This window comes from Globicatella sanguinis, assembly GCF_002847845.2.
GTDB classification, from domain to species: Bacteria; Bacillota; Bacilli; order Lactobacillales; family Aerococcaceae; genus Globicatella; species Globicatella sanguinis.
Map to the genome: position 1 here is coordinate 1,465,892 of NZ_CP126962.1, position 19,715 is coordinate 1,485,606.

Below are 19,715 nucleotides of genomic sequence, written 5' to 3' on the forward strand. Positions count from 1 at the left end.
AGGAGGAAATAATATGACCATTAGAAAAGCAACCGTATTGGGTGCTGGCGTGATGGGGTCGCAAATCGCGGCCCTTCTCGTTAACGCCGGTATTCAAGTAGAATTACTTGACGTAGTAATTGATCAAAATGATAAAAATAAATTATCTAAAATGGGGTATGATCGCATTAATGATCGTAAAAAACCGATGTTATATGATGCGAAGTTTTTAGGGAATTTATCCTATGGAAACTTTGATGATAATTTAAAAGAAGCTTCTGATTCTGATTTATTTATTGAAGCAGTAAAGGAAGATATCCAAATTAAACATGATATTTGGAAGAAAATCGCTTCCGTAGCGAAGGATACAGCCATTTTAGCGACTAATACTTCTGGTATTCCAATTGAAATGATTGCTAAAGTCTTATCAGATGATGAAAGAGCGCGCTTCCTAGGAATGCACTTCTTCAATCCACCACGCTTCATGAAATTAGTAGAATTAATTCCTAATTCAAAAACAAGTGACGCTACAATGGAAGTGGTGAGTGACTTTGCAATTAATGGCTTAGGTAAAGGAGTTGTAACAGCAAATGATGTCCCAGCCTTTATCGCTAACCGTATTGGTACGCATGCAATGGCGGACAACATGGCCAGAGCTGAAAAACTAGGTTTATCAGTTGTTGAAGCAGATGCTTTAACTGGAAAAGTTATTGGACGCCCAATGGGAACCTATGCTTTATCAGACTTAGTTGGATTAGATATTGCAACTTCAGTAGTTAAAGGTATCATGATGGATCCAAGTGAGACGGAACATTTCACTTTACCAGACTTAATGCCAAAATTATTAGAAAAAGGTTTATTAGGTAATAAAGTAAAACAAGGATTTTACAAGCGTGAAGGTCGCAAAAAATTAGTTATTTCACCGGATACATTAGAATATACAGAGGTGGAAATGCCAGCGTTACCTATTTTAGCTCAATTTGGTCGTAAATTAAAAGATAATTTAGATATTATCTTTAATAGTGACGATCCAGCTGGAAAATATTTATGGGAAACCTTAGCGGCATCGTTTTATTACTCAGCGTTAAATGTGCCAAAAGCAGCGAATGATTATAAAGATATCGACCGTGCTTTAGTTTGGGGCTTCAATTGGCAAAAAGGACCATTCCAATTATGGGATTTGATGGGATTCGAACGTGTTAAAGAACGCTTAACAAAAGAATATGGATCTTTACCAGAATGGGTAGCGAATCGAACTGAACCGTTTTACCAACCAGGTGAGCGCTTAGAACAAACGACGTCGATTGAAGAGAAAATTGAAAAAGATCTATGGGATGGAGAGGCTTCAAGATTTAGTGTTGTCAACACGGATCAATTATTGTTCAAGTTTAAGACACCGAATAATACGATTACTGATGGTTTATGCGAGGATTTAATTAAAGCAGTTGATACATTAGAACAGGAAGACTATTCAGGAATGGTTATTTATTCTGATGGGCCACACTTCAGTTTAGGTGCGAACTTGTTAATGATGAAAGCAGCTATCGAACAAGAGCAAGTAGATGAATTAGTTGGAGGTACTATTTCAGTATTACATAATGCTGTCAATCGTATGCGTTATGCAACTAAACCAATCGCAACCGCAACTCAAGGGCGTGCTTTAGGTGGTGGAGCAGAAATTTTATTAGCGTCACCATTTGTTGTAGCAGCAGCTGAATCTTATATTGGTTTAGTAGAAGTGGGTGTTGGTTTAATTCCAGGTGGTGGAGGTTTAGCAGAATTAGCTGAACGCGCAACCATTGGTAATGATCAAACGTCTAACAAAATTCAAACCTTAGCCAAAGTAGTGATGAATGTGGCTCAAGCTAAAGTGGTGATGAATGCTTATGAAGCGCAAGAAAACTTATTCTTGAAACCAACAGATACCATCATTATGAATGGTGATCGTCGTATTGATGTGGCTTTAGACCGTGTTCGTTTTGAGGCTAATGCCGGCTATGTTCCACGTACAAAACGTACTTTTGCAGCTTTAGGCACAGACTTCATCGGTGTGGTTGAAGGGCAATTAGATTCTATGAGATTAGGTCATTTTATTAGTGATTACGATATGGAAATTGCGTTAGCATTAACCGAAGTATTAGCAGGTGGCGAGGTGCCAAGAGGGACACTCGTTAATCAAGAATACTTACAAAGCTTAGAAAAAGCCCAATTCACACGTTTAGCGAAAAATCAAAAAACATATGAACGTATTGCACATATGTTAAAAACTAGAAAGCCGTTAAGAAATTAATGGATGAACAATGGAGGGGAAAAATATGGAAGAAGCATACATTGTCTCTTATGGCCGCTCAGCTGTAGGAAAAGGAAATAAACGCGGAGCATTTGCCAATGACCGTCCTGATGATATTGCGGCTGAAGTTTTAAAAGGGGTCATTGATCGTATCGAAGGACCATTCGATCCAAACTTAATAGAAGATGTGATTGTAGGATGTGCTTACCCAGAAGCAGTACAAGGAAATAATTTTGCTCGTACGATTGCGTTAAGAGCAGGATTACCTTATACCGTTGCTGGTCAAACAGTCAATCGTTTCTGTTCATCAGGTTTACAAACGATTGCAACAGCAGCTAACGCGATTATGGCTGGGCAATCTGATGTGTTAGTAGCAGGTGGCGTTGAGTTTATGAGTGCAGTGCCAATGTTAGGAAATGAACCAACCAATAACCCGACTTTACAAAGAGAAGGTGTCGGAGCCGGAACGCCAATGGGCTTAACCGCTGAAAATGTGGCTGAAAAATATGGTGTTTCACGTGAAGATCAAGATGCATTTGCAGTCCAAAGTCATCAACGTGCTTTAGCTGCACAACAAGCAGGTCGTTTAGCAGATGAAATTATACCAGTACAAGTTAACAAAGTGACTTATACCGCTGAAGGTCCGGTAGTAACGAAGGAAGAATACAAAACTGACGAAGGCATTCGTCCGGGGACGAATATGGAGAGCTTAGCGAAATTACCGACGATTTTTAAAGCGAATGGATCGGTAACAGCAGCGACTTCATCACAAATTAGTGACGGTTGTGGATTCGTAGTATTAATGTCAGGCAAGAAAGTCAAAGAATTAGGGATTAAACCGATTGCCAAGTTTGTTGGGTTTAAAGCTGTAGGGGTAGATCCTAAATTAATGGGGATTGGACCAGCTTATGCAATTCCAGAAGTATTAAAATTAGCAGATCTTACTTTAGATGATATTGACTTAATTGAATTAAACGAAGCTTTTGCCTCTCAAGCTTTAGCTTCTATGCGTGAATTAGGAATTAATCAACAAATTACTAATGTTAACGGAGGCGCAATTTCACTAGGACATCCACTAGGCGCATCAGGGGCTATTTTAACAGCTCGTTTGTTAGCTGAAATGAAACGTCGTCCAGATTCAAAATATGGCATTGTTTCAATGTGTATTGGTGTCGGAATGGGAGCAGCCGGAATTTTCGAATATATTCATTAGTATCCGTGACACAGGAGGATTAGAATGGAAAATCAAGAGTTATTGATCAATATTGAAAATTCTATCGCCACCTTAACGATTAATCGTCCAAAATATGGTAATGCTTTATCAAAAGATAATTATCGCGCAATAATGGAAGCAATGAAATCTTTTGAAGACAATGAAGAGGTTAGAGTCATTATCATTACTAGCACTGGAGACAACTTCAGTGCTGGGGGTGATGTTACCCAATTTAAGGTAGCGATAGAAACAAAAACACATATTCCTTATGATACAGTAAGGGAAACAGGTTATATGATTGAAGCCATTATAAAAAATAAAAAGCCCGTCATTGCAGCTGTAGAAGGTTTTGCAGTAGGTGCAGGTTTTGGGTTGGCGATGGCTTGTGATTTTATCGTCGTTGGCGAAAGCTCAAGATTAATACCTGGATTTTCAAATATGGGCTTACCGGGAGATACAGGATTAATTTATCGCTTGTATCGTGCGATTGGTAGTTTCCGTACACGTCGTCATTTGATGTTAAATGAAACCATCAATGCCTCATTAGCCAAAGAATATGGTTTAGCATATGATGTCGTTCCTGATCAAACAGTTTATGCGACGGCTTTAAAATTAGCGCAAAAACTAGCTCAGGGGCCATATATTGCCTATGCTTACCAAAAAGAAATGATGGCTACCATCGAGTATCCAGCATTAGATGAATTCAATCAATTAGAAGCAAAATATATGCATGAGGCATCTAAACAAGCCAATCATTTTGAAGCCGTAGAGGCATTTTTAAATAAAAGACAGCCCAACTTTTAATATAGGGAGATAAAGACTCATTACGAGTGGCTGGGCATAAACTTGATCAATTTAGTTAAGATTATTGTTCATTAATTAATAGCGCAGTGGTTGAGTGATGTCAATCTGCGTCTTAAGATAGCTGAGTATAATATTGGGAAATTCAATCACGTTATTGTGCGTTAATTAAAAGTGCAGTGGTTGAGTGGCCTCAACCTGCGTCTTAATGTAGCTGAGATTAACCTTGAAAAATTCAGTCAAATTAATGCACGTTAATTTATAGCGCAGTGGTTGAGTGGCCTCAACATGTGTCTTAATGACTTGTTTGATACCTACTCAACTGTGCGGTGGTGAACAGACGAAGCGAAAATCATTTAATTTTCTACTTCTTGCTCACTCCCATAGAGAATGTGCGGACTTAGGTGGTATACTTAAAGAAAACAATTAAGGAGCCTAAGGATGGATATTATTCATTTAAAATATTTACTTGAAATAGTAAACCGAGATTTTAATTTGACAGCAGCGGCGCAATCATTATTTATTTCACAGTCCGCTTTAAGTCAATTTATTAAAAAGTTTGAACAACAACAAGGTTTTGATTTATTTCAACGGAAAAATGGCCGCATCGTTGGCCTGAGTAGTGCAGGTAAAAATGTCTATGCAAAAGCTGTTGAAATCGTTGATGTCTATCAAAATTTAGAGAATGTGATCGAACGCGAGTCTCAAATCAAAAAAGGGTTAATTAAATTAGGCGGACATCCAACATTTTTAAGATTGTTCTTTACAAAGTTTCTACCAAAATTTATGATTGAAAACCCTAAAGCATATGTCGAAATTATTGAAGCAGGTAGTTTAGAATTAAGACAAATGTTATTGGATGAGGTATTGGATATAGCTATCTTGACTCACCCAACCGGATTAAACGAAGAGAATTTTGAACAGTATCAATTGATGCGAACAGAAGCGGTAGCTTTTATGGATCCTAAACATCCATTGGCTGAAAAGCGGATTTTATCATGGTCTGATTTAGAGGCATTTCCTTATATCACTTACACCGATAAATATACATTGAATCATAGTATCGCAAGTAAAGTGAGTGAAACAGCTAAAAAGAACTTACTTTTTACTTCTGGTTCATGGGATTACATGATTGAATGTACCGTTAATAGTGAGATTATTGCAATCTTACCGACAGCCTATTTCGGAATGTTTAAGAAGCGCTTAAATCATATCGGTGTAATAGAAAAAAGATTTAATGATCCAATACCTTATATTCCGATGTTAGTGAGACCTCGTAAAGAGCGTTATACTTCTGTCGAATCATTTGTTTTTGAAAATGTCTTGGAAAATTTTTATGATGAAAAAAATATGTTGAAATACAATTTTTTAGATAATGAAGACTAGAGATATTTTCGTTAAAGGTAGGAGGTAAAACGATGAAAACGAGATTAACTGAAATATTGGGCATTGAATACCCGATTGTTCAAGGCTCAATGCAATATATGTCTTTAGCTGAATTAGCAGCGGCAGTATCCAATGCTGGCGGTTTAGGATTAGTTCCAGCAATGGCTTTTACTAATGGAGACGAATTACGTAAAGAAATTAGAAAAGTCCGTTCTTTAACAGATAAACCATTTGGCTTTAATATTTCGCTGGTACCGGAAGTAGTGATTCCAGAAGTGATTTTGGAATATATTAATATCTTAATTGAAGAAAAAGTTCCAGTAATCGAAACTTCAGGACAAAGACCGGGTAACTTTATTAAACCTATTAAAGAAGCGGGTATTCCAATAATTCATAAGGTTACGTCGATTAAACATGCTTTAACAGCTCAAGCAGACGGTGCGGATATCATTACCGTAATCGGTACTGAAGGTGGAGGGCATCCGGGGCTAGACCAAGTAGCTGGCTCCATCTTATGGGCCAAAGCAGCTGAAGAGCTAACTGTACCGGTTTTAGCTGCTGGTGGTATTGTGGATGGTAAAAGTATGTATGCGGCGATGTCCTTAGGTGTCGACGGTGTCTTAATGGCTACGCGTTTCTTAGCATCTGAGGAAGTGGTAGCACCAAGAGAGTATAAGGAATTAGCCATTACATTACCTGAAACAGCAACCATTTTAACGATGAAATCTTTAAAAAATGCGATGCGTGTGGTTAGAAACAAACAAGCGGAACGTATTCTTGAAGCAGAACGCAATGGCGCAACGATTAAAGAATTGATGCCCCTGATTTCTGGCAAAGCATCCAATATTGCGATGATGGAAGGCCGGTTTGATGATGCGCAATTATCTGTTGGACAAGGGATTGGCCGTGTGCGCGAAATTAAACCAGCAGGGGAGATTGTTAAAGAGGTTATGGAAGATTTCTATAAGACACATGAATATATGACTGCGTTAGTAAAAAAATAACCAGTTAAATTGAGAGTGGATGTCTTTGAACTTGTCATCAATGCAATTCCTTTTAAGATAACAATAAGATGTAATGATTTTTGAGGTATCTGATCAAACAAAATTTTTGGATGATTGGCATCGAAACATTAAATCTAATCAATACAATACGACACTCCTCTTGTTATCCGTACTAAATTTGGTATGTATGATAAGAGGTTTGTTTTTTTAGGGGGGAGATTATGTCAAAAGTTAGCCATTATATTGGGCTCTTTGTCAAATGGTGTGGGTCACGGAATTTTTGGTCGTTCAACACAATTGTGTTGAAGGCCGTTTTATTCTAATTAAGCGGTTTTCTTTGTCTTTGATTCTTTTTCTTGACTAAAATATAAAGGGCGATAGTCTTGGTTTGTGCAGTTCTTACTTAACAAAATATAGCGTGCTCTTAATCTTAAACGTCTAAAATTAGTATAACCGTGGCCAGTTCGTTTGATTGTTTTAATAATATTATTGGTTGCTTCTAAGTGACCATTTGATAACGTGACGGTTAAAGCATTGGTGATATACTCTTGATAGCGTGTAATCGTGTTAAACGCTGTACGAATCACTTGACGATAGGAATATTTTTTTATTTCTTGAAGTTCATAATGAAACAATTCGACATCATGTGTCATAATGGCATATTTGAAATCATTTATTTTTTCATAGGCATTTCTTAGCCCTATATCAAGCGAAAGGAGATATTCTACCATCATTTTTTCAGTCACTAATCCATCGAACAGGCGATGGGTTTGATAATTCTCAAAATCTAAATCTTCTCGGTTTTTAAGAAGTAATTTCCATAATTTTTTCAGCTTATTATAATCACATTTCGAGGGTTTCTTTTTACATTGATTCATTACTTGAATCCTTAGGTTATTAAGGGCCCTATTGAGTAATTGAATGATATGGAACCGGTCAATCACAATTTTAGCACATGGGAACAGTGTCTTGATCATGCTAATGAAGGGAAGGTTCATGTCCATCGTAATCCATTCAACTTGACGTCGAGCGTCCAATGGGAAACGGAAAAAATGGTTTTTAATATCGGCTTGTTGACGACTATCTAATAAATCTAATATTTGGTGAGTAGAAGCATTGGCATAAATAAAGGACATTTCTGCTTTACATGATTTCGTTGTACGTAGTTCGTCAAATGATAAAGTAGTTGGCAGGGTATTCGTTTGTGGTTTCATCTGCTTTTCCAAGGAATCGAGTACTCTAAAGACCGTACTAATTGATACATAGGTATTTTTAGCAATCAGTGAAGCAGATTGTACGAGTCTCAATTGTTCTTTTACGAGTTGTTTTTGTAAGTTAGAAATCTGACAATTTGGCTCTACTAAGTTCGTTTGTGCCATAAAGGTTTTCTTACACGCTTTACAAATAAAACGTTGTTTTTTTAGTAGAATTAATTTAGGACAGGCAAGAGAACAAGCATATTTTACTTTTACTTGCTTAAAGCCATGCTTCAAAATAGAGTTATTAATATTTTTTTGATGACAGCAGGGGCAAGCCACTGGGTCATAAGAAAGCTTGGCAGATACAGTCTGGTAAAGGACACCGTTCAATGTGATGGGATCTTGATCCAAACATCCTTCAATAAAAGTGATATTAGGGTCTGTTATTTCGAGTACTTTTCTGATATCATCTGAATAGGTCATGTGAGTTCCTCTTTTCTAATAGTTTTGTCGCTAATTAGATTATAATGGAATTCCATGACTTTTTGTATTGATTTAAAAAGGTGTGAATGAACAGAGTCATTTCTATAAATCCACACCAAAAAGTATAGAGCCTTATATTGAAGTAATGAAACATATTCCGGACTATGCTTATATTGCGACGACTGTAAATGTCAACACAAAATTGTACAAAAGTGTGAATATAAATATGTACAATTACATATCGAATTGACTATGTTTATTCCTCTTCTTCCTTGTTTAAATGATCTTTTAACCGATAAGAATCACCATTAATTTGAATCACTTTTGAGTGATGAAGGACGCGATCAACAATCGCATGAGCAATTAAGGCATCTTGAAACAGCTCATCCCAATTACCAAAGGAAATATTCGTGGTGAGTATGGTGCTCTTAGTCTCATAACGCCGGTCAATGACTTGGAACAAGAGACGCTCATCTCCTGGATTTAAGGGTAAGTAGCCTAGTTCGTCAATAATGAGTAAGCTGGCCCGATTATAATAACGCAGACTGCTCTCTAATCGATTCTCTGACTGAGCCTTTCTGAGCTTCTCTAAGAGATCGCTACACTTAATGAAATAGGTGTTATAGCGATTCTTAGCTGCTTCTAAACCAATTGCCGCGGCTAAATGGGTCTTGCCTACTCCACTTGAACCCAAGAAGACGACATTCTCCTTTTTTTCTATAAAAGATAAGGTCATCAAATCACGGATTTCTCGCTCTTGAATGCTTGGTTGAAAGTCAAAGTCAAAGTTTTCAAAGGTCATATTGATTGGTAATTTAGCGATTTTAATCATCATATCCTTACTATTTTGACGCTTAATATCTACCTCATGATTCGTTAACCTTAAAAGGGTATCCACAATGGAGAGGTGGTCGTAATCGCCACTTAAAACCCTGTCTAAATGCAGGCTCATCTGAGTGAGCTTAAGATAGTCTAAGTTCTCCTTGAGCTGAAGATACGTTGTTTTATCCTTTCTTGCCATAAATAGCGTTCAACCTTTCTAAATTTTCTTTTGAATAAGCTTCGACCTCTTCTTGTGACTTATAGGGCATGGTGCTAGCGACGAGCTGTTCATAGTGTCCTGGCAAGTAATTCATGGCCAGATTAGATACTGGATGACTAGTGATCAACTTCGTGTTATCATAAAGATACAAGGTATTGTCTTCAACCTCTAGGCCAAGCCTTTTTCCGATGTATTCAGCTGGAACTGAATACTGATTCGATTGATAGCTAATCATCGAAGAGCTGTTCACCTTGACGGTTTGTTGATAATAGTAACGACTTCTTATCTCTTTGCTAGGCAGCGGGGATAGGAAGTCTTTTTCGTATTCCAAGAGACTCATGGGTGATTTTTTGGTGGTTGGATGGATCTCAAGATTTTTACGAAGATTCATCTTTTCAACATGGCCCACCAACTCTTCAAAGGAAAACTTTCCCTGATAAGCATCGAGTTCATCAATCAACTTCATTTGGCTTTCCACTTTCCCTTTGGTACTTGCACGCCGAGCGACACAAGCTCTGACATCAAAATTATAATCACGACTAAACTGTTCAAACTTCTGATTAACAGAGCCAGGACGATAGGACGTTCGTGGCTCTTCCATGATCGTCGTCATATTATCATTGAGTATTTCTTTGGGAATTCCTCCTAGCTTTTCAAAGATGTCGTTTAAGACGGCAAATAGGGTATATTGCCTCCGATTCAGGGTAACGTGATACAAACTATAGCGCGAGTAACCTAAGATACCCACAAAAACGTTCAGATAAATAAGCTCCCCTTCCTTCGTTACGTATTTAAAGTTCTCCTTCCAGTCTATTTGTAGTTGTTGACCCGGGTCTGTCTCAAAACGCAAGATTGGCTCATTGTTCATAAATTTCCTCTTCTCAAAGTATTGCTTAAACTCTGGCTTCTTGTTGATATAGTATCTGAAAGAAGATTCCTTTAGTTGCAGGTCATGGTTATCTACAAGATAGCGCCATAAGTGGCGAATATAGTGAAAAGTTTGGATACAGTCTTCGCTAAGCAACTCCTTGATCAACTTGTAGTAGTCATCCGCTTGAGAAGGCTTGACCCTCGTCGTTGCCTTTTCAAAACCTTCATAATACTTCTGAACCGTCCTTCGATCTTTCCCCAACTCTCGAGCGAGTTGAGAAAAATTAGGTTTCATATTGCACACCTCCATAACAGCCTTATAATTAGCTAAATCCTTAAGACATTTCACTTTTAAATCTTCCGCAAAATCTATCTTGATTGGATTATACATTCACATTACCTCATGAATGATTATCCGTTATCTCCTCCTGTCTGTGAAGCATCTATTTGTACATCTTTATTTTGTCACAACTGTACATTTTTATGTTAGCACTTATAACGACCTCATTAGGGATGGGCGGTTTGCCAGAGCAATTACTGAAGGGTTTAGGTGAATATTATCAAAAATATCAAAGTCCACGAGATTTGTCTTTTATTACGACCGGAGGGATTGGCATCGGACCTGGCAGAGGCCTCGATCATATTTTATATCCAAACTTATTAAAACGAGCCACGACCTCTTATTTATATTATTCAGCTAACACTATTGAAGCAGTTTTAAACAATGAGATTGAAATGTATTACTTGCCTCAGGGGATTATCGGACAACTCTATCGTGATGCTGCGCGTGGTGGAGTAGGCGTATTTAGTCAAGTAGGAACCGAAACTTTTATTGATCCTAAATATTTAGGAGGAAAAATCAACGAAAAAACCCGTCAACAAGAAGATGTGGTCAAAGAAATCTATTTTAATGATGAACGTTGGTTGCATTATCAACCATTACCTATTAATGTTGCTTTTATTAAAGCGTCTTATGCTGATACTCGGGGAAATTTATCATTGAAACGTGAGCCTTTTGTTTTAGAAGCCCTATCGATAGCTTCGGCTGTGAAAAATAATGGCGGCATCGTGATTGCGCAAGTGGAACAGGTAGTTGAAGACTACTCGATTTCTCCTAAAGAAGTGGTGGTACCAGGAGCGCTCGTTGATTATGTGGTGGTAGCAGATAAAAAGTATCATATGCAAACGGTCATAACGCAATACGATCCGGCCATTTCTAATGAAATAAGAGTTCCATTATCCGAGTATGATCATTTACCACTATCCCCGAGTAAAGTTATTTTAAGAAGAGCGAGCCAAGAATTAGCCAAAGAGAGTTTTGTCAACGTAGGTGTAGGGTTAGCAGCTAATATTGGTCAAATAATTTCAGAATCTCATTTAATTGATCAGATTCATTTAAGCGTTGATTTAGGCTCAATTGGCGGTATGCCGGTGCCAGGTTTAGACTTCGGAATGAATTACAATGCCGAATCGATTATCCCGAGTCAGTCTTTATTTGAGTATTACCACGGTGGCGGTATTGATACGACGGTATTAGGTTTCGGTCAATTTAATCAAAAAGGGGAAATGAATTCAACTTATTTAAATGGAACGTTAAATGGTCCGGGTGGCATGTTAGATATCGTGCAAGGTGCTGATAAAATAGTTTTTGTCGGCTCTTTCACAGTAAAAGCAGAATTGACGATTGAAAATCAGCAATTGGTCATTCAAAAAGAAGGTTATGCCACGAAATTTGTTGAATCTTTACCATTATCCAATTTTTCGAGTCATTATATGAAGTCTCTCGGTAAAAAAATCATTTTGATTACAGAACGAGCGGTGTTTGAAATTGATAATCAAGGGCAATTTGTTTTAATGGAAATAGCTGAGGGAATCGATTTACAAGGCGACATACTAGATTTAATACCTTGGTCGATTAAAGTATCTAAACATTTAAAAATAATGGATCCGGCTTTATTTGCTGAAGATTGGCAATTAACTTTAGAGTAAAATCGCGTGATGATGAGTGCAAGAAGGTGTATGGAGGCTTCGTTTAAGCAAAGCTTCCATATATTAACTTGCGCTTTTTTATTGTAAAAAAATAAAGCAGAAGCAATGAATAGCATCAAAAGAGAAAATCGAGACTGTTAGTGATATAATAGAGAAGAATCCAAATAGAGAGGAGCCGCTTTAGTGGCAAACGATAAAATAATAGTAAAAGGTGCTCGTTCACATAATTTAAAAAATATTAACCTTGAAATACCACGTGATAAATTAGTCGTGGTAACGGGCTTATCAGGATCTGGGAAAAGTTCGTTAGCCTTTGATACTTTATATGCTGAAGGGCAAAGACGATATGTTGAGAGTTTATCTGCTTACGCACGTCAATTTTTAGGTGGGATGGATAAGCCGGATGTCGATTCCATTGAAGGTTTAAGTCCTGCAATCTCCATTGATCAAAAAACTACCAGTCATAATCCACGTTCGACGGTCGGAACAGCGACTGAAATCAATGACTACTTACGTCTGCTTTATGCAAGAGTAGGAACGCCGTATTGTCCAACACACCATATTCCAATCGAAAGACAATCACCTGAACAAATGGTCGATCGTATTTTAGAATTACCAGAGAGAACACGAATTCAGCTTATGAGTCCAGTGGTCCGTAATCAAAAAGGACAACATAAGAAAGTAATTGAAAAAATCATTAAAGATGGTTTCGTGCGGATTAGAGTTGATGGCGAAATATATGATGTTACAGAAGTTCCAGAACTATCGAAGAACTTAAAACATTCGATTGATTTGGTAATTGACCGTATTGTGATCAAAGAAGATATTCGTTCACGTTTATTTGATTCTGTAGAAACAGCTTTACGCTATTCAGGTGGCTATTTAGAAGTGGATGTCATAGGAGAAGAGCCAATCTATTTCAATGAGCACTATGCTTGTCCACACTGTGATTTTTCGGTTTCTGAGTTAGAGCCACGTTTATTCTCGTTCAATGCACCATTTGGAGCCTGCCCTTCATGTGATGGATTAGGTTCACGCTTAACTGCGGATGAGAGTTTAATCGTACCCGATCCAAATTTAACCTTGGAAGAAGGAGCTTTTGCTCCATGGAATCCGATTAGTTCTAATTATTATCCATCGATGCTTGAGCAATTTGCTAAAAGTTATGGCATTCCGATGGATGTGCCATACAAGGATTTATCAGCTGAACATCAGCAAGTTTTGAAGTACGGTGCTCCTAATACGACCTTTAAATTTACCTACACTCCAATGATGGGTGGCGGCAAAAAACGAACCAGTGATACGGTTTTTGAAGGGGTTGTGAATAATGTTGAGCGTCGTTATCAAGAAACTAGTTCAGATTATACACGGGACGTTATGGCGCAATATATGCATGAGTTAGCCTGTCCTGTATGTAAGGGGCAACGTCTCAATCCGGAAGCTTTATCAGTCTATGTTGGCGATAAAAACATCGCAGAGTTTACCAGTTTATCCATTCATGATGCAGTGGATTATGTTGAACAGTTAACATTTGACACTGCTAAAGGGATGATTGCTAAACCCATCATTAAAGAAATAAGTGACCGTTTAAGCTTCTTAAATAGTGTAGGACTAGAATATTTAACTTTAGATCGAGTCGCAGGGTCATTATCTGGTGGGGAAGCGCAACGGATTCGTTTAGCAACCCAAATAGGATCCAATTTAAGTGGCGTCTTATACATTTTAGATGAACCTTCGATTGGTTTACATCAACGTGATAATGCTCGCTTAATTGACTCATTACATAAAATGCGTGATTTAGGTAATACACTCGTGGTCGTTGAACATGATGATGAAACGATGTTAGAGGCTGATTATTTAATTGATATGGGACCTGGTGCAGGTGCTAGAGGTGGCGCAGTAGTGGCGGCTGGGACACCAAAAGAAGTCATGGCGAACCCAAATTCTTTAACAGGAAAGTATTTATCAGGGAAGGAAAAAATTGACATCCCCAAAGAGCGCAGACAAGAAGATAAAGGTTGGGTAACGGTTAAAGGAGCCGAACATAATAACCTTAAAAATATCGATGTGAGTTTTCCGATTGGTCGCTTAACTTGTGTGACCGGTGTATCCGGTTCAGGGAAAAGTAGTTTAGTGAATGCCGTTTTAAAGACAGCCTTAGCACAGTTATTAACTAGTACCAAAGAACGTCCAGGTAAGTTTAGTTCAATCGAGGGTTATGAAGGTCTCGATAAGATGATTGATATTGACCAAAGTCCAATTGGGCGCACACCGCGTTCTAACCCAGCAACTTATACAGGTGTTTTTGATGATATTCGTGAATTATTTGCTCAAACAAATGATGCGAAATTACATGGCTATAATAAAGGGCGTTTTAGTTTCAATGTGAAAGGTGGCCGTTGCGAAGCATGTTCGGGTGGCGGTATTAATAAAATTGAAATGCATTTCTTACCTGATGTTTATGTGCCATGTGAAGTATGCCATGGTAAACGTTATAATTCAGAAACATTAGAAATTAAATTTAAAGGTAAAAACATTAGCGATGTTTTAGAGATGACAGTAGAAGACGCAGTTGAATTTTTCCAAGCACAGCCAAAAATTGCTCGTAAATTACAAACCTTGTTAGATGTCGGTTTAGGTTATGTCACATTGGGTCAATCGGCTACGACCTTATCCGGTGGAGAGGCTCAACGGATGAAATTGGCGTCGGAATTACAACGTGTTTCCACTGGTAATACCTTCTATATTTTAGATGAACCGACAACTGGATTGCATCCACATGATATTAAGAAGTTGTTGGCAGTGATTGAACGCTTAGTTGAAGCGGGCAATACAGCGGTTATCATTGAACATAATTTAGATGTGATTAAGACAGCAGATTATATCATTGATATGGGGCCGGAAGGTGGCGTTGGCGGTGGTCAAGTAGTTGCAACCGGGACTCCGGAAGAAGTAGCAGAAGTTAAAGGTAGTTATACTGGCCAATGTTTGAAGAAAATTTTAAACCAATAAAATGTTATTCTTAGTTGGATAGCAACTCAATGGTCGAACTTTTTAAAGCAGGGCCAAAACTTAGATTATCCACTTAGGTTTCACCTACATTACCAACTCAATAATCTCACTTTTTTAAGCTAGATCAAAACTTAATAAGAACGCGTGGTTCGATTGGGTTTATTTCAGGCGCAGTGGTTGAGCAGTAGGGACAGCAACTATGTCTTATTTCTTTAGTTTGAGGACTATTGTGCTTGGTACCCGGTTAAAGTGACTGTCTACATCATTTCCAATATCAAATATGAGGGAGGGTAGACGAAGTGACATGATTCGAATTTCACTCCCAACTATGATGGTAAGTAGACGAAGTGACAATCATTCGAATGTATACATCCTGTTCACTCTCAACTATGAGGGAGGTAGACGAAGTGATAATCATTCATTTTTTTACTTCTGGCCCAATCCCCTATTATATCGTTACATCATTGCATAGAGTAGGCAGAAGCAGTTAGAATCTATCAGATTTTGACTGTTAGCCTACTTTTTTTAGGAAAAAGTAAAGAATCAGTCTAGGGACCTATGCATTTCAGGTAAATAGTTGGCATAATATAGTTGTAGGGTAAGAATGCCAGATATATCCATAGGAGGAATTAAAAATGACAGAAAAAGAAAGAATTATTGAATTAGTTAAAAATAATGTTATTTCAATGGACGAAGCTTTGCAGTTATTAGAAGCAGCCGCTAAAAATGATCATCAAGCTCAAGTAACAAGTAATGAATTCATTGAAGAATATAAAAATGCACAAAAAGATATTGAAGAAAAAGTTGAAGCATCTCAATTAACACAAACGCCAGCAACAGACGTTCAAGAAGAACAAGCACAACAAGTCATTCAAGAAAAATTTGAACAAGCCAGTGAAGAATTAGCTAAGAAGCAAGAAGCATTAGTGATTGCGGAGCAACGTTTAAGAGAAATAGAAATTTTTGCTGAATTAGATGATTTAACAGAGGACATGAAAACGCAACAAGCGAATTTGATGGCGAAAATAGATCATTTAGAAGCGGAAATTGAAGAGCTGTCCATCGAAATTGATATCAAACGTCAAGAAATGAGACAAAACACTCAATCGCAAATTAAAAAAATGGTAGAAGATACAACTGAACAAGTCACCAAAGCTGCCAAAAACTTTGGTGAAGAGGCCAAAAAAGAAGGGAAAAACTTACAAAAAACGATTATGGGTTATGTCAAAGATTGGGCTTCAAACTTTGATATGAAAGAATTTAATGTGAATGTACCATGGGTAAAATCACAAAGTTTTGCACACCAATACCAATTTGATGCAACAGATATTGATAAGATAGAAGTTAAAATTTTAAATGGTAATGTTAAAGTTGAAACTCATCCACAAGATAATATTATTGTTGACCTCGATATCGTTTTATATGGTAAAGAAGAAGTAGATAATATTGCGGCCTTCGAATCATTAAGTACCATTGACGGCGCAACGGATAAATTAATTATCAATATGATGAACCCACGTGTTGCGGTAGAAACACTGGTGAAAGTTCCATCAAAAGTATTTTCAGAATTATTCATTGATACAATTAATGGCGATGTCTCTTTAAAGGACCTAAAAGCCAAAGAAGTTAAATTATCATCAAAAAACGGAGATAATGAAGTAGCCAATATTACCGCTGATCTATTAGTATATGACGGTTATAATGGAGACTTTAAAATTAAAGCTTCTGAAATTAATGACATCGACTATCATGTTTTAAATGGAAATTTACGCTATGTAGATCAAGTAGGTAACTTAAAAGTTGATGCAGTCAATGGCGATATCGTGATTACCAAAACAAATAGTGAGGGCTCTATTATTAATGCGAAAACATTATCTGGTGATATTAAAATAGCAGTTCCTCAAATGACTAATCTAGAAATTGAGGCGGAATCTACTTATGGTGAAGTTCATCACCGATTAAACAATGTTAATCTGACTGGAAGCCATATCGGCCGCCAAGTTGATGGTGAACATGATTTGATTAAGTTAACGATTGCTTCTACAAGCGGCAATATTTATTTAAAGGACTAGGAGGGTTTTAATGAAAAAATTACAATTATCTCAAAGCGACCGCATCTTATTAGGTGTATGTGGTGGTTTAGGAAACTATTTTGAAGTTGACCCAACCTGGATTCGCTTAATTTTTGCAGCGGTATTCTTTTACCGTGGAACAGGCTTAGGTATTTACTTCATATTATGGGCAATTATTACTTTTAGCAATCGCAAATAGGGGTGAAAGAAAAATGAAACGATTATATAAATCATCTACTAATAAACAAATAATGGGTGTATGTGGTGGATTAGCAGAATACTTTAATATTGATGTAACAGCAGTTAGATTAATTTTCGGTATTGCGTTCTTTGTTTTTGGTGTAGGTTTTATGCCTTATATGATTTTAGCGTTTATTTTACCATATGATTATCAAGTAAACGCTAGTTCACGACCATTCAATCAAACAAGAACAAATGATGGGTATGTTTATCGCAACCGTCGTGAACGCTCAAATTCAGCAAGTTTTTCACAACGACCACAAGGCAATCAACCAAAAGATGTGACACCAGTCGATGAAGATGTGTGGAGTGACTTTTAGTAAATTTAATAATATAACAGATGTCAGTATCTAAAATTAAATTTCCTCATGAAATAAATTGGATTGTGAAAATATTAAGAAAATGCTGATGTTTGCGTAATAAACGCTACCGCTTTAGGACCTTATCGAAGGAGACCGAAGCGGTTTTTTGTGAGAAAAATTAACAATTTTCCGAACGTAAAATGACAATAAGAGCGAGAGCAGCAATGCTTTTTTCAATTTGAGCGATGAATGTAAAAAAGTTTCTAATGTTGGGTTATGGATTAATCAGCTACCAAGAAGGTGTAGGCGTAAGCTAAATGATATTCTTGCTCAATTCCTAATTGTTAGGCTATAATTTTATATACAATAGACGTAAAAAATGAGAGGACATCCTTAATCTTATGCTAGCAAAATTAATTGAACCGAAGAACTTTACAATCGAAGAACAACAAAAAATATTTACTAATGAACAATTGAAAATGCTCATAATCCCTATTTTAATTGAGCAATTCTTAATGTTAGTAGTAGGCTTAGTGGATACATTGATGGTCTCTTATGCAGGTGAAGCTGCTGTTTCAGGGGGTTGCTCTGGTTAACCAAATTAATGCCGTCTTTTTATCTGTCTTTGCGGCTTTAGCAGCCGGTGGTGCGGTTGTGATTAGTCAATATATCGGACGCCAAGAAAAAAGGAATGCAGTATTATCTGCAAGTCAGTTAATCATGTTGTCATTAGCGATATCGATTGGTGTGGCCATCATAATTTTAGCTTTTGATGAACCAATCCTAAGGGTATTATTCGGTCGAGTAGAAGCTGATGTGATGTCGGCCTGCTTAATCTATCTTTTTATCACGACTTTATCATTGCCAGCCATTGCGGTTTATAACGCTTGTTCTTCTATTTTAAGAAGTATGTCCGACACTAAAACAACGATGCGTGTTTCCATAATCATGAATATTTTGAATGTTGTAGGCAATTATTTAGGAATTTTTGTTTTTCATGCCGGAGTAGCCGGGGTGGCGATTCCTTCATTAGTGTCACGGGTGATTGCGACTGCTATTATGTTATATGTCTGTAGCAAAAAAGATCGTGTCGTCTTTTATCAGTTTTCAGATATTTTTAAATATGATTCAGCAATGGTTAAACGGATTGTCCACATTGCCGTACCAAATGGTGTAGAACAAGGATTATTGAATCTATCCAAAGTGGCTTTATCGAGTATCGTCGCGATGTTTGGCACGGTTCAAATAGCTGCTAATGGCATTGGACAAAGTTTTTGGTCGGTGTCTGCTTTATTTTCTTTATCGATGGGACCTGCTTTTATAACCGTTATTGGTCAATGTATTGGTGCTGGTGATTATCAGGCAGCTGATTATTATTTTAAAAAATTAAGTCGTATCGCTTATGTAGGATGTTTTATTTGGAATGCTGTCTTTACAGCGATGATGCCCTTTATTTTAACTTTTTATAGTCTAACGCCGGAAACGACGCGTTTAGTAATTATTTTATGTTTGATTCATAATTTCTTTAACTTTTTGATGCATCCTTCGGCATTCGCTTTATCCAGTGGGTTAAGGGCTGCGGAGGACGTAAAATATGCGATGTACGTTTCTATTTTAGCGACTTTTGTCGTAAGGGTCGTGTTCTCAATTATATTAGGTATTTGGTTACAATGGGGAGTAATCGGGGTTACTTTTGCGATGTGCTTTGATTGGATATTCAGAGCTGTTTTTATAGAATTGCGTTATCGAAGTGGTAAATGGAAAAACTTTAATGTTATTTAAAACAGAGTGTTAAATCAGTGAGTTAAAATTATCACTATGCGTAACACTAAG

The 19,715-nt window shown here is 37.2% G+C and carries 15 protein-coding genes; 12 read left to right on the forward strand and 3 right to left on the reverse strand.

The annotated features are described in order from the left end of the window. The first annotated feature begins 13 nt into the window (after positions 1 to 13). The 5 genes from fadB to CYJ72_RS06410 all read left to right on the forward strand — a co-directional run bounded on the left by fadB (position 14) and on the right by CYJ72_RS06410 (position 6,673). Positions 14 to 2,269: a 3-hydroxyacyl-CoA dehydrogenase/crotonase FadB gene (gene fadB, locus CYJ72_RS06390; protein WP_101813045.1), complete on the forward strand. Its 2,256-nt coding sequence runs from the start codon at positions 14 to 16 to the stop codon at positions 2,267 to 2,269. A gap of 25 nt (positions 2,270 to 2,294) precedes the next feature. Then, positions 2,295 to 3,482 (forward strand): thiolase family protein, encoded by a 1,188-nt coding sequence (locus CYJ72_RS06395; protein ID WP_066126623.1) that lies wholly within the window; start codon positions 2,295 to 2,297, stop codon positions 3,480 to 3,482. A gap of 24 nt (positions 3,483 to 3,506) precedes the next feature. Further along, positions 3,507 to 4,286: an enoyl-CoA hydratase/isomerase family protein gene (locus CYJ72_RS06400; RefSeq protein WP_066126625.1), complete on the forward strand. Its 780-nt coding sequence runs from the start codon at positions 3,507 to 3,509 to the stop codon at positions 4,284 to 4,286. Positions 4,287 to 4,724: 438 nt separating this feature from the next. After that, on the forward strand, positions 4,725 to 5,669 hold the full coding sequence (locus CYJ72_RS06405; RefSeq protein ID WP_066125294.1) for a LysR family transcriptional regulator: 945 nt from the start codon (positions 4,725 to 4,727) through the stop codon (positions 5,667 to 5,669). A 32-nt stretch (positions 5,670 to 5,701) separates the two neighbouring features. Next, positions 5,702 to 6,673, forward strand: coding sequence for an NAD(P)H-dependent flavin oxidoreductase (locus CYJ72_RS06410; protein WP_101813044.1), 972 nt, complete (start codon positions 5,702 to 5,704; stop codon positions 6,671 to 6,673). A gap of 323 nt (positions 6,674 to 6,996) precedes the next feature. Here the strand turns inward: CYJ72_RS06410 and CYJ72_RS06415 are convergent, their stop codons facing one another. The 3 genes from CYJ72_RS06415 to istA all read right to left on the reverse strand — a co-directional run bounded on the left by CYJ72_RS06415 (position 6,997) and on the right by istA (position 10,658). Continuing rightward, positions 6,997 to 8,355 (reverse strand): ISL3 family transposase, encoded by a 1,359-nt coding sequence (locus CYJ72_RS06415; protein ID WP_284628746.1) that lies wholly within the window; start codon positions 8,353 to 8,355, stop codon positions 6,997 to 6,999. A 256-nt stretch (positions 8,356 to 8,611) separates the two neighbouring features. Continuing rightward, on the reverse strand, positions 8,612 to 9,376 hold the full coding sequence (gene istB / locus CYJ72_RS06420; protein ID WP_284628748.1) for an IS21-like element helper ATPase IstB: 765 nt from the start codon (positions 9,374 to 9,376) through the stop codon (positions 8,612 to 8,614). Further along, positions 9,360 to 10,658: an IS21 family transposase gene (istA, locus tag CYJ72_RS06425; RefSeq protein WP_284628750.1), complete on the reverse strand. Its 1,299-nt coding sequence runs from the start codon at positions 10,656 to 10,658 to the stop codon at positions 9,360 to 9,362. Before istA ends, istB begins: the two co-directional genes overlap by 17 nt. A 92-nt stretch (positions 10,659 to 10,750) precedes the next feature. Here istA and CYJ72_RS06430 point away from each other — a divergent pair, with 92 nt between their 5' ends. From CYJ72_RS06430 to CYJ72_RS06460, 7 genes are all read left to right on the forward strand, one after another. Continuing rightward, positions 10,751 to 12,256 (forward strand): malonate decarboxylase subunit alpha, encoded by a 1,506-nt coding sequence (locus CYJ72_RS06430; protein ID WP_284628752.1) that lies wholly within the window; start codon positions 10,751 to 10,753, stop codon positions 12,254 to 12,256. A 183-nt stretch (positions 12,257 to 12,439) separates the two neighbouring features. Continuing rightward, positions 12,440 to 15,268, forward strand: a complete 2,829-nt coding sequence (gene uvrA, locus CYJ72_RS06435; RefSeq protein WP_284628754.1) for an excinuclease ABC subunit UvrA — start codon at positions 12,440 to 12,442, stop codon at positions 15,266 to 15,268. Positions 15,269 to 15,903: 635 nt separating this feature from the next. Beyond that, a complete protein-coding gene (locus tag CYJ72_RS06440; RefSeq protein WP_284628756.1) occupies positions 15,904 to 17,340 on the forward strand; it encodes a DUF4097 family beta strand repeat-containing protein in 1,437 nt (478 codons plus the stop codon). 10 nt (positions 17,341 to 17,350) lie between these two features. After that, entirely contained in the window at positions 17,351 to 17,539 is a 189-nt protein-coding gene (locus CYJ72_RS06445) for a PspC domain-containing protein (protein ID WP_066125301.1), read from the forward strand. A gap of 13 nt (positions 17,540 to 17,552) precedes the next feature. Further along, a complete protein-coding gene (locus CYJ72_RS06450) occupies positions 17,553 to 17,900 on the forward strand; it encodes a PspC domain-containing protein (protein ID WP_066125303.1) in 348 nt (115 codons plus the stop codon). Positions 17,901 to 18,283: 383 nt separating this feature from the next. Beyond that, the gene (locus tag CYJ72_RS06455) at positions 18,284 to 18,478 is read left to right on the forward strand and encodes a hypothetical protein (protein WP_284628759.1); all 195 of its coding nucleotides are present in this window, start codon (positions 18,284 to 18,286) and stop codon (positions 18,476 to 18,478) included. Continuing rightward, positions 18,438 to 19,664, forward strand: coding sequence for an MATE family efflux transporter (locus CYJ72_RS06460; protein ID WP_284628761.1), 1,227 nt, complete (start codon positions 18,438 to 18,440; stop codon positions 19,662 to 19,664). The genes CYJ72_RS06455 and CYJ72_RS06460 overlap by 41 nt, the downstream gene beginning before the upstream one ends. The last annotated feature ends 51 nt before the right edge of the window (positions 19,665 to 19,715 follow it).

Bases quoted from the DNA above. Each gene is read 5' to 3' on its own strand.
- fadB (WP_101813045.1), top strand. From the start codon at position 14: ATGACCATTAGAAAAGCAACCGTATTGGGTGCTGGCGTGATGGGGTCG.
- CYJ72_RS06395 (WP_066126623.1), top strand. From the start codon at position 2,295: ATGGAAGAAGCATACATTGTCTCTTATGGCCGCTCAGCTGTAGGAAAA.
- CYJ72_RS06400 (WP_066126625.1), top strand. From the start codon at position 3,507: ATGGAAAATCAAGAGTTATTGATCAATATTGAAAATTCTATCGCCACC.
- CYJ72_RS06405 (WP_066125294.1), top strand. From the start codon at position 4,725: ATGGATATTATTCATTTAAAATATTTACTTGAAATAGTAAACCGAGAT.
- CYJ72_RS06410 (WP_101813044.1), top strand. From the start codon at position 5,702: ATGAAAACGAGATTAACTGAAATATTGGGCATTGAATACCCGATTGTT.
- CYJ72_RS06415 (WP_284628746.1), bottom strand. From the start codon at position 8,355: ATGACCTATTCAGATGATATCAGAAAAGTACTCGAAATAACAGACCCT.
- istB (WP_284628748.1), bottom strand. From the start codon at position 9,376: ATGGCAAGAAAGGATAAAACAACGTATCTTCAGCTCAAGGAGAACTTA.
- istA (WP_284628750.1), bottom strand. From the start codon at position 10,658: ATGTATAATCCAATCAAGATAGATTTTGCGGAAGATTTAAAAGTGAAA.
- CYJ72_RS06430 (WP_284628752.1), top strand. From the start codon at position 10,751: ATGTTAGCACTTATAACGACCTCATTAGGGATGGGCGGTTTGCCAGAG.
- CYJ72_RS06440 (WP_284628756.1), top strand. From the start codon at position 15,904: ATGACAGAAAAAGAAAGAATTATTGAATTAGTTAAAAATAATGTTATT.
- CYJ72_RS06445 (WP_066125301.1), top strand. From the start codon at position 17,351: ATGAAAAAATTACAATTATCTCAAAGCGACCGCATCTTATTAGGTGTA.
- CYJ72_RS06450 (WP_066125303.1), top strand. From the start codon at position 17,553: ATGAAACGATTATATAAATCATCTACTAATAAACAAATAATGGGTGTA.
- CYJ72_RS06455 (WP_284628759.1), top strand. From the start codon at position 18,284: ATGCTAGCAAAATTAATTGAACCGAAGAACTTTACAATCGAAGAACAA.
- CYJ72_RS06460 (WP_284628761.1), top strand. From the start codon at position 18,438: ATGCAGGTGAAGCTGCTGTTTCAGGGGGTTGCTCTGGTTAACCAAATT.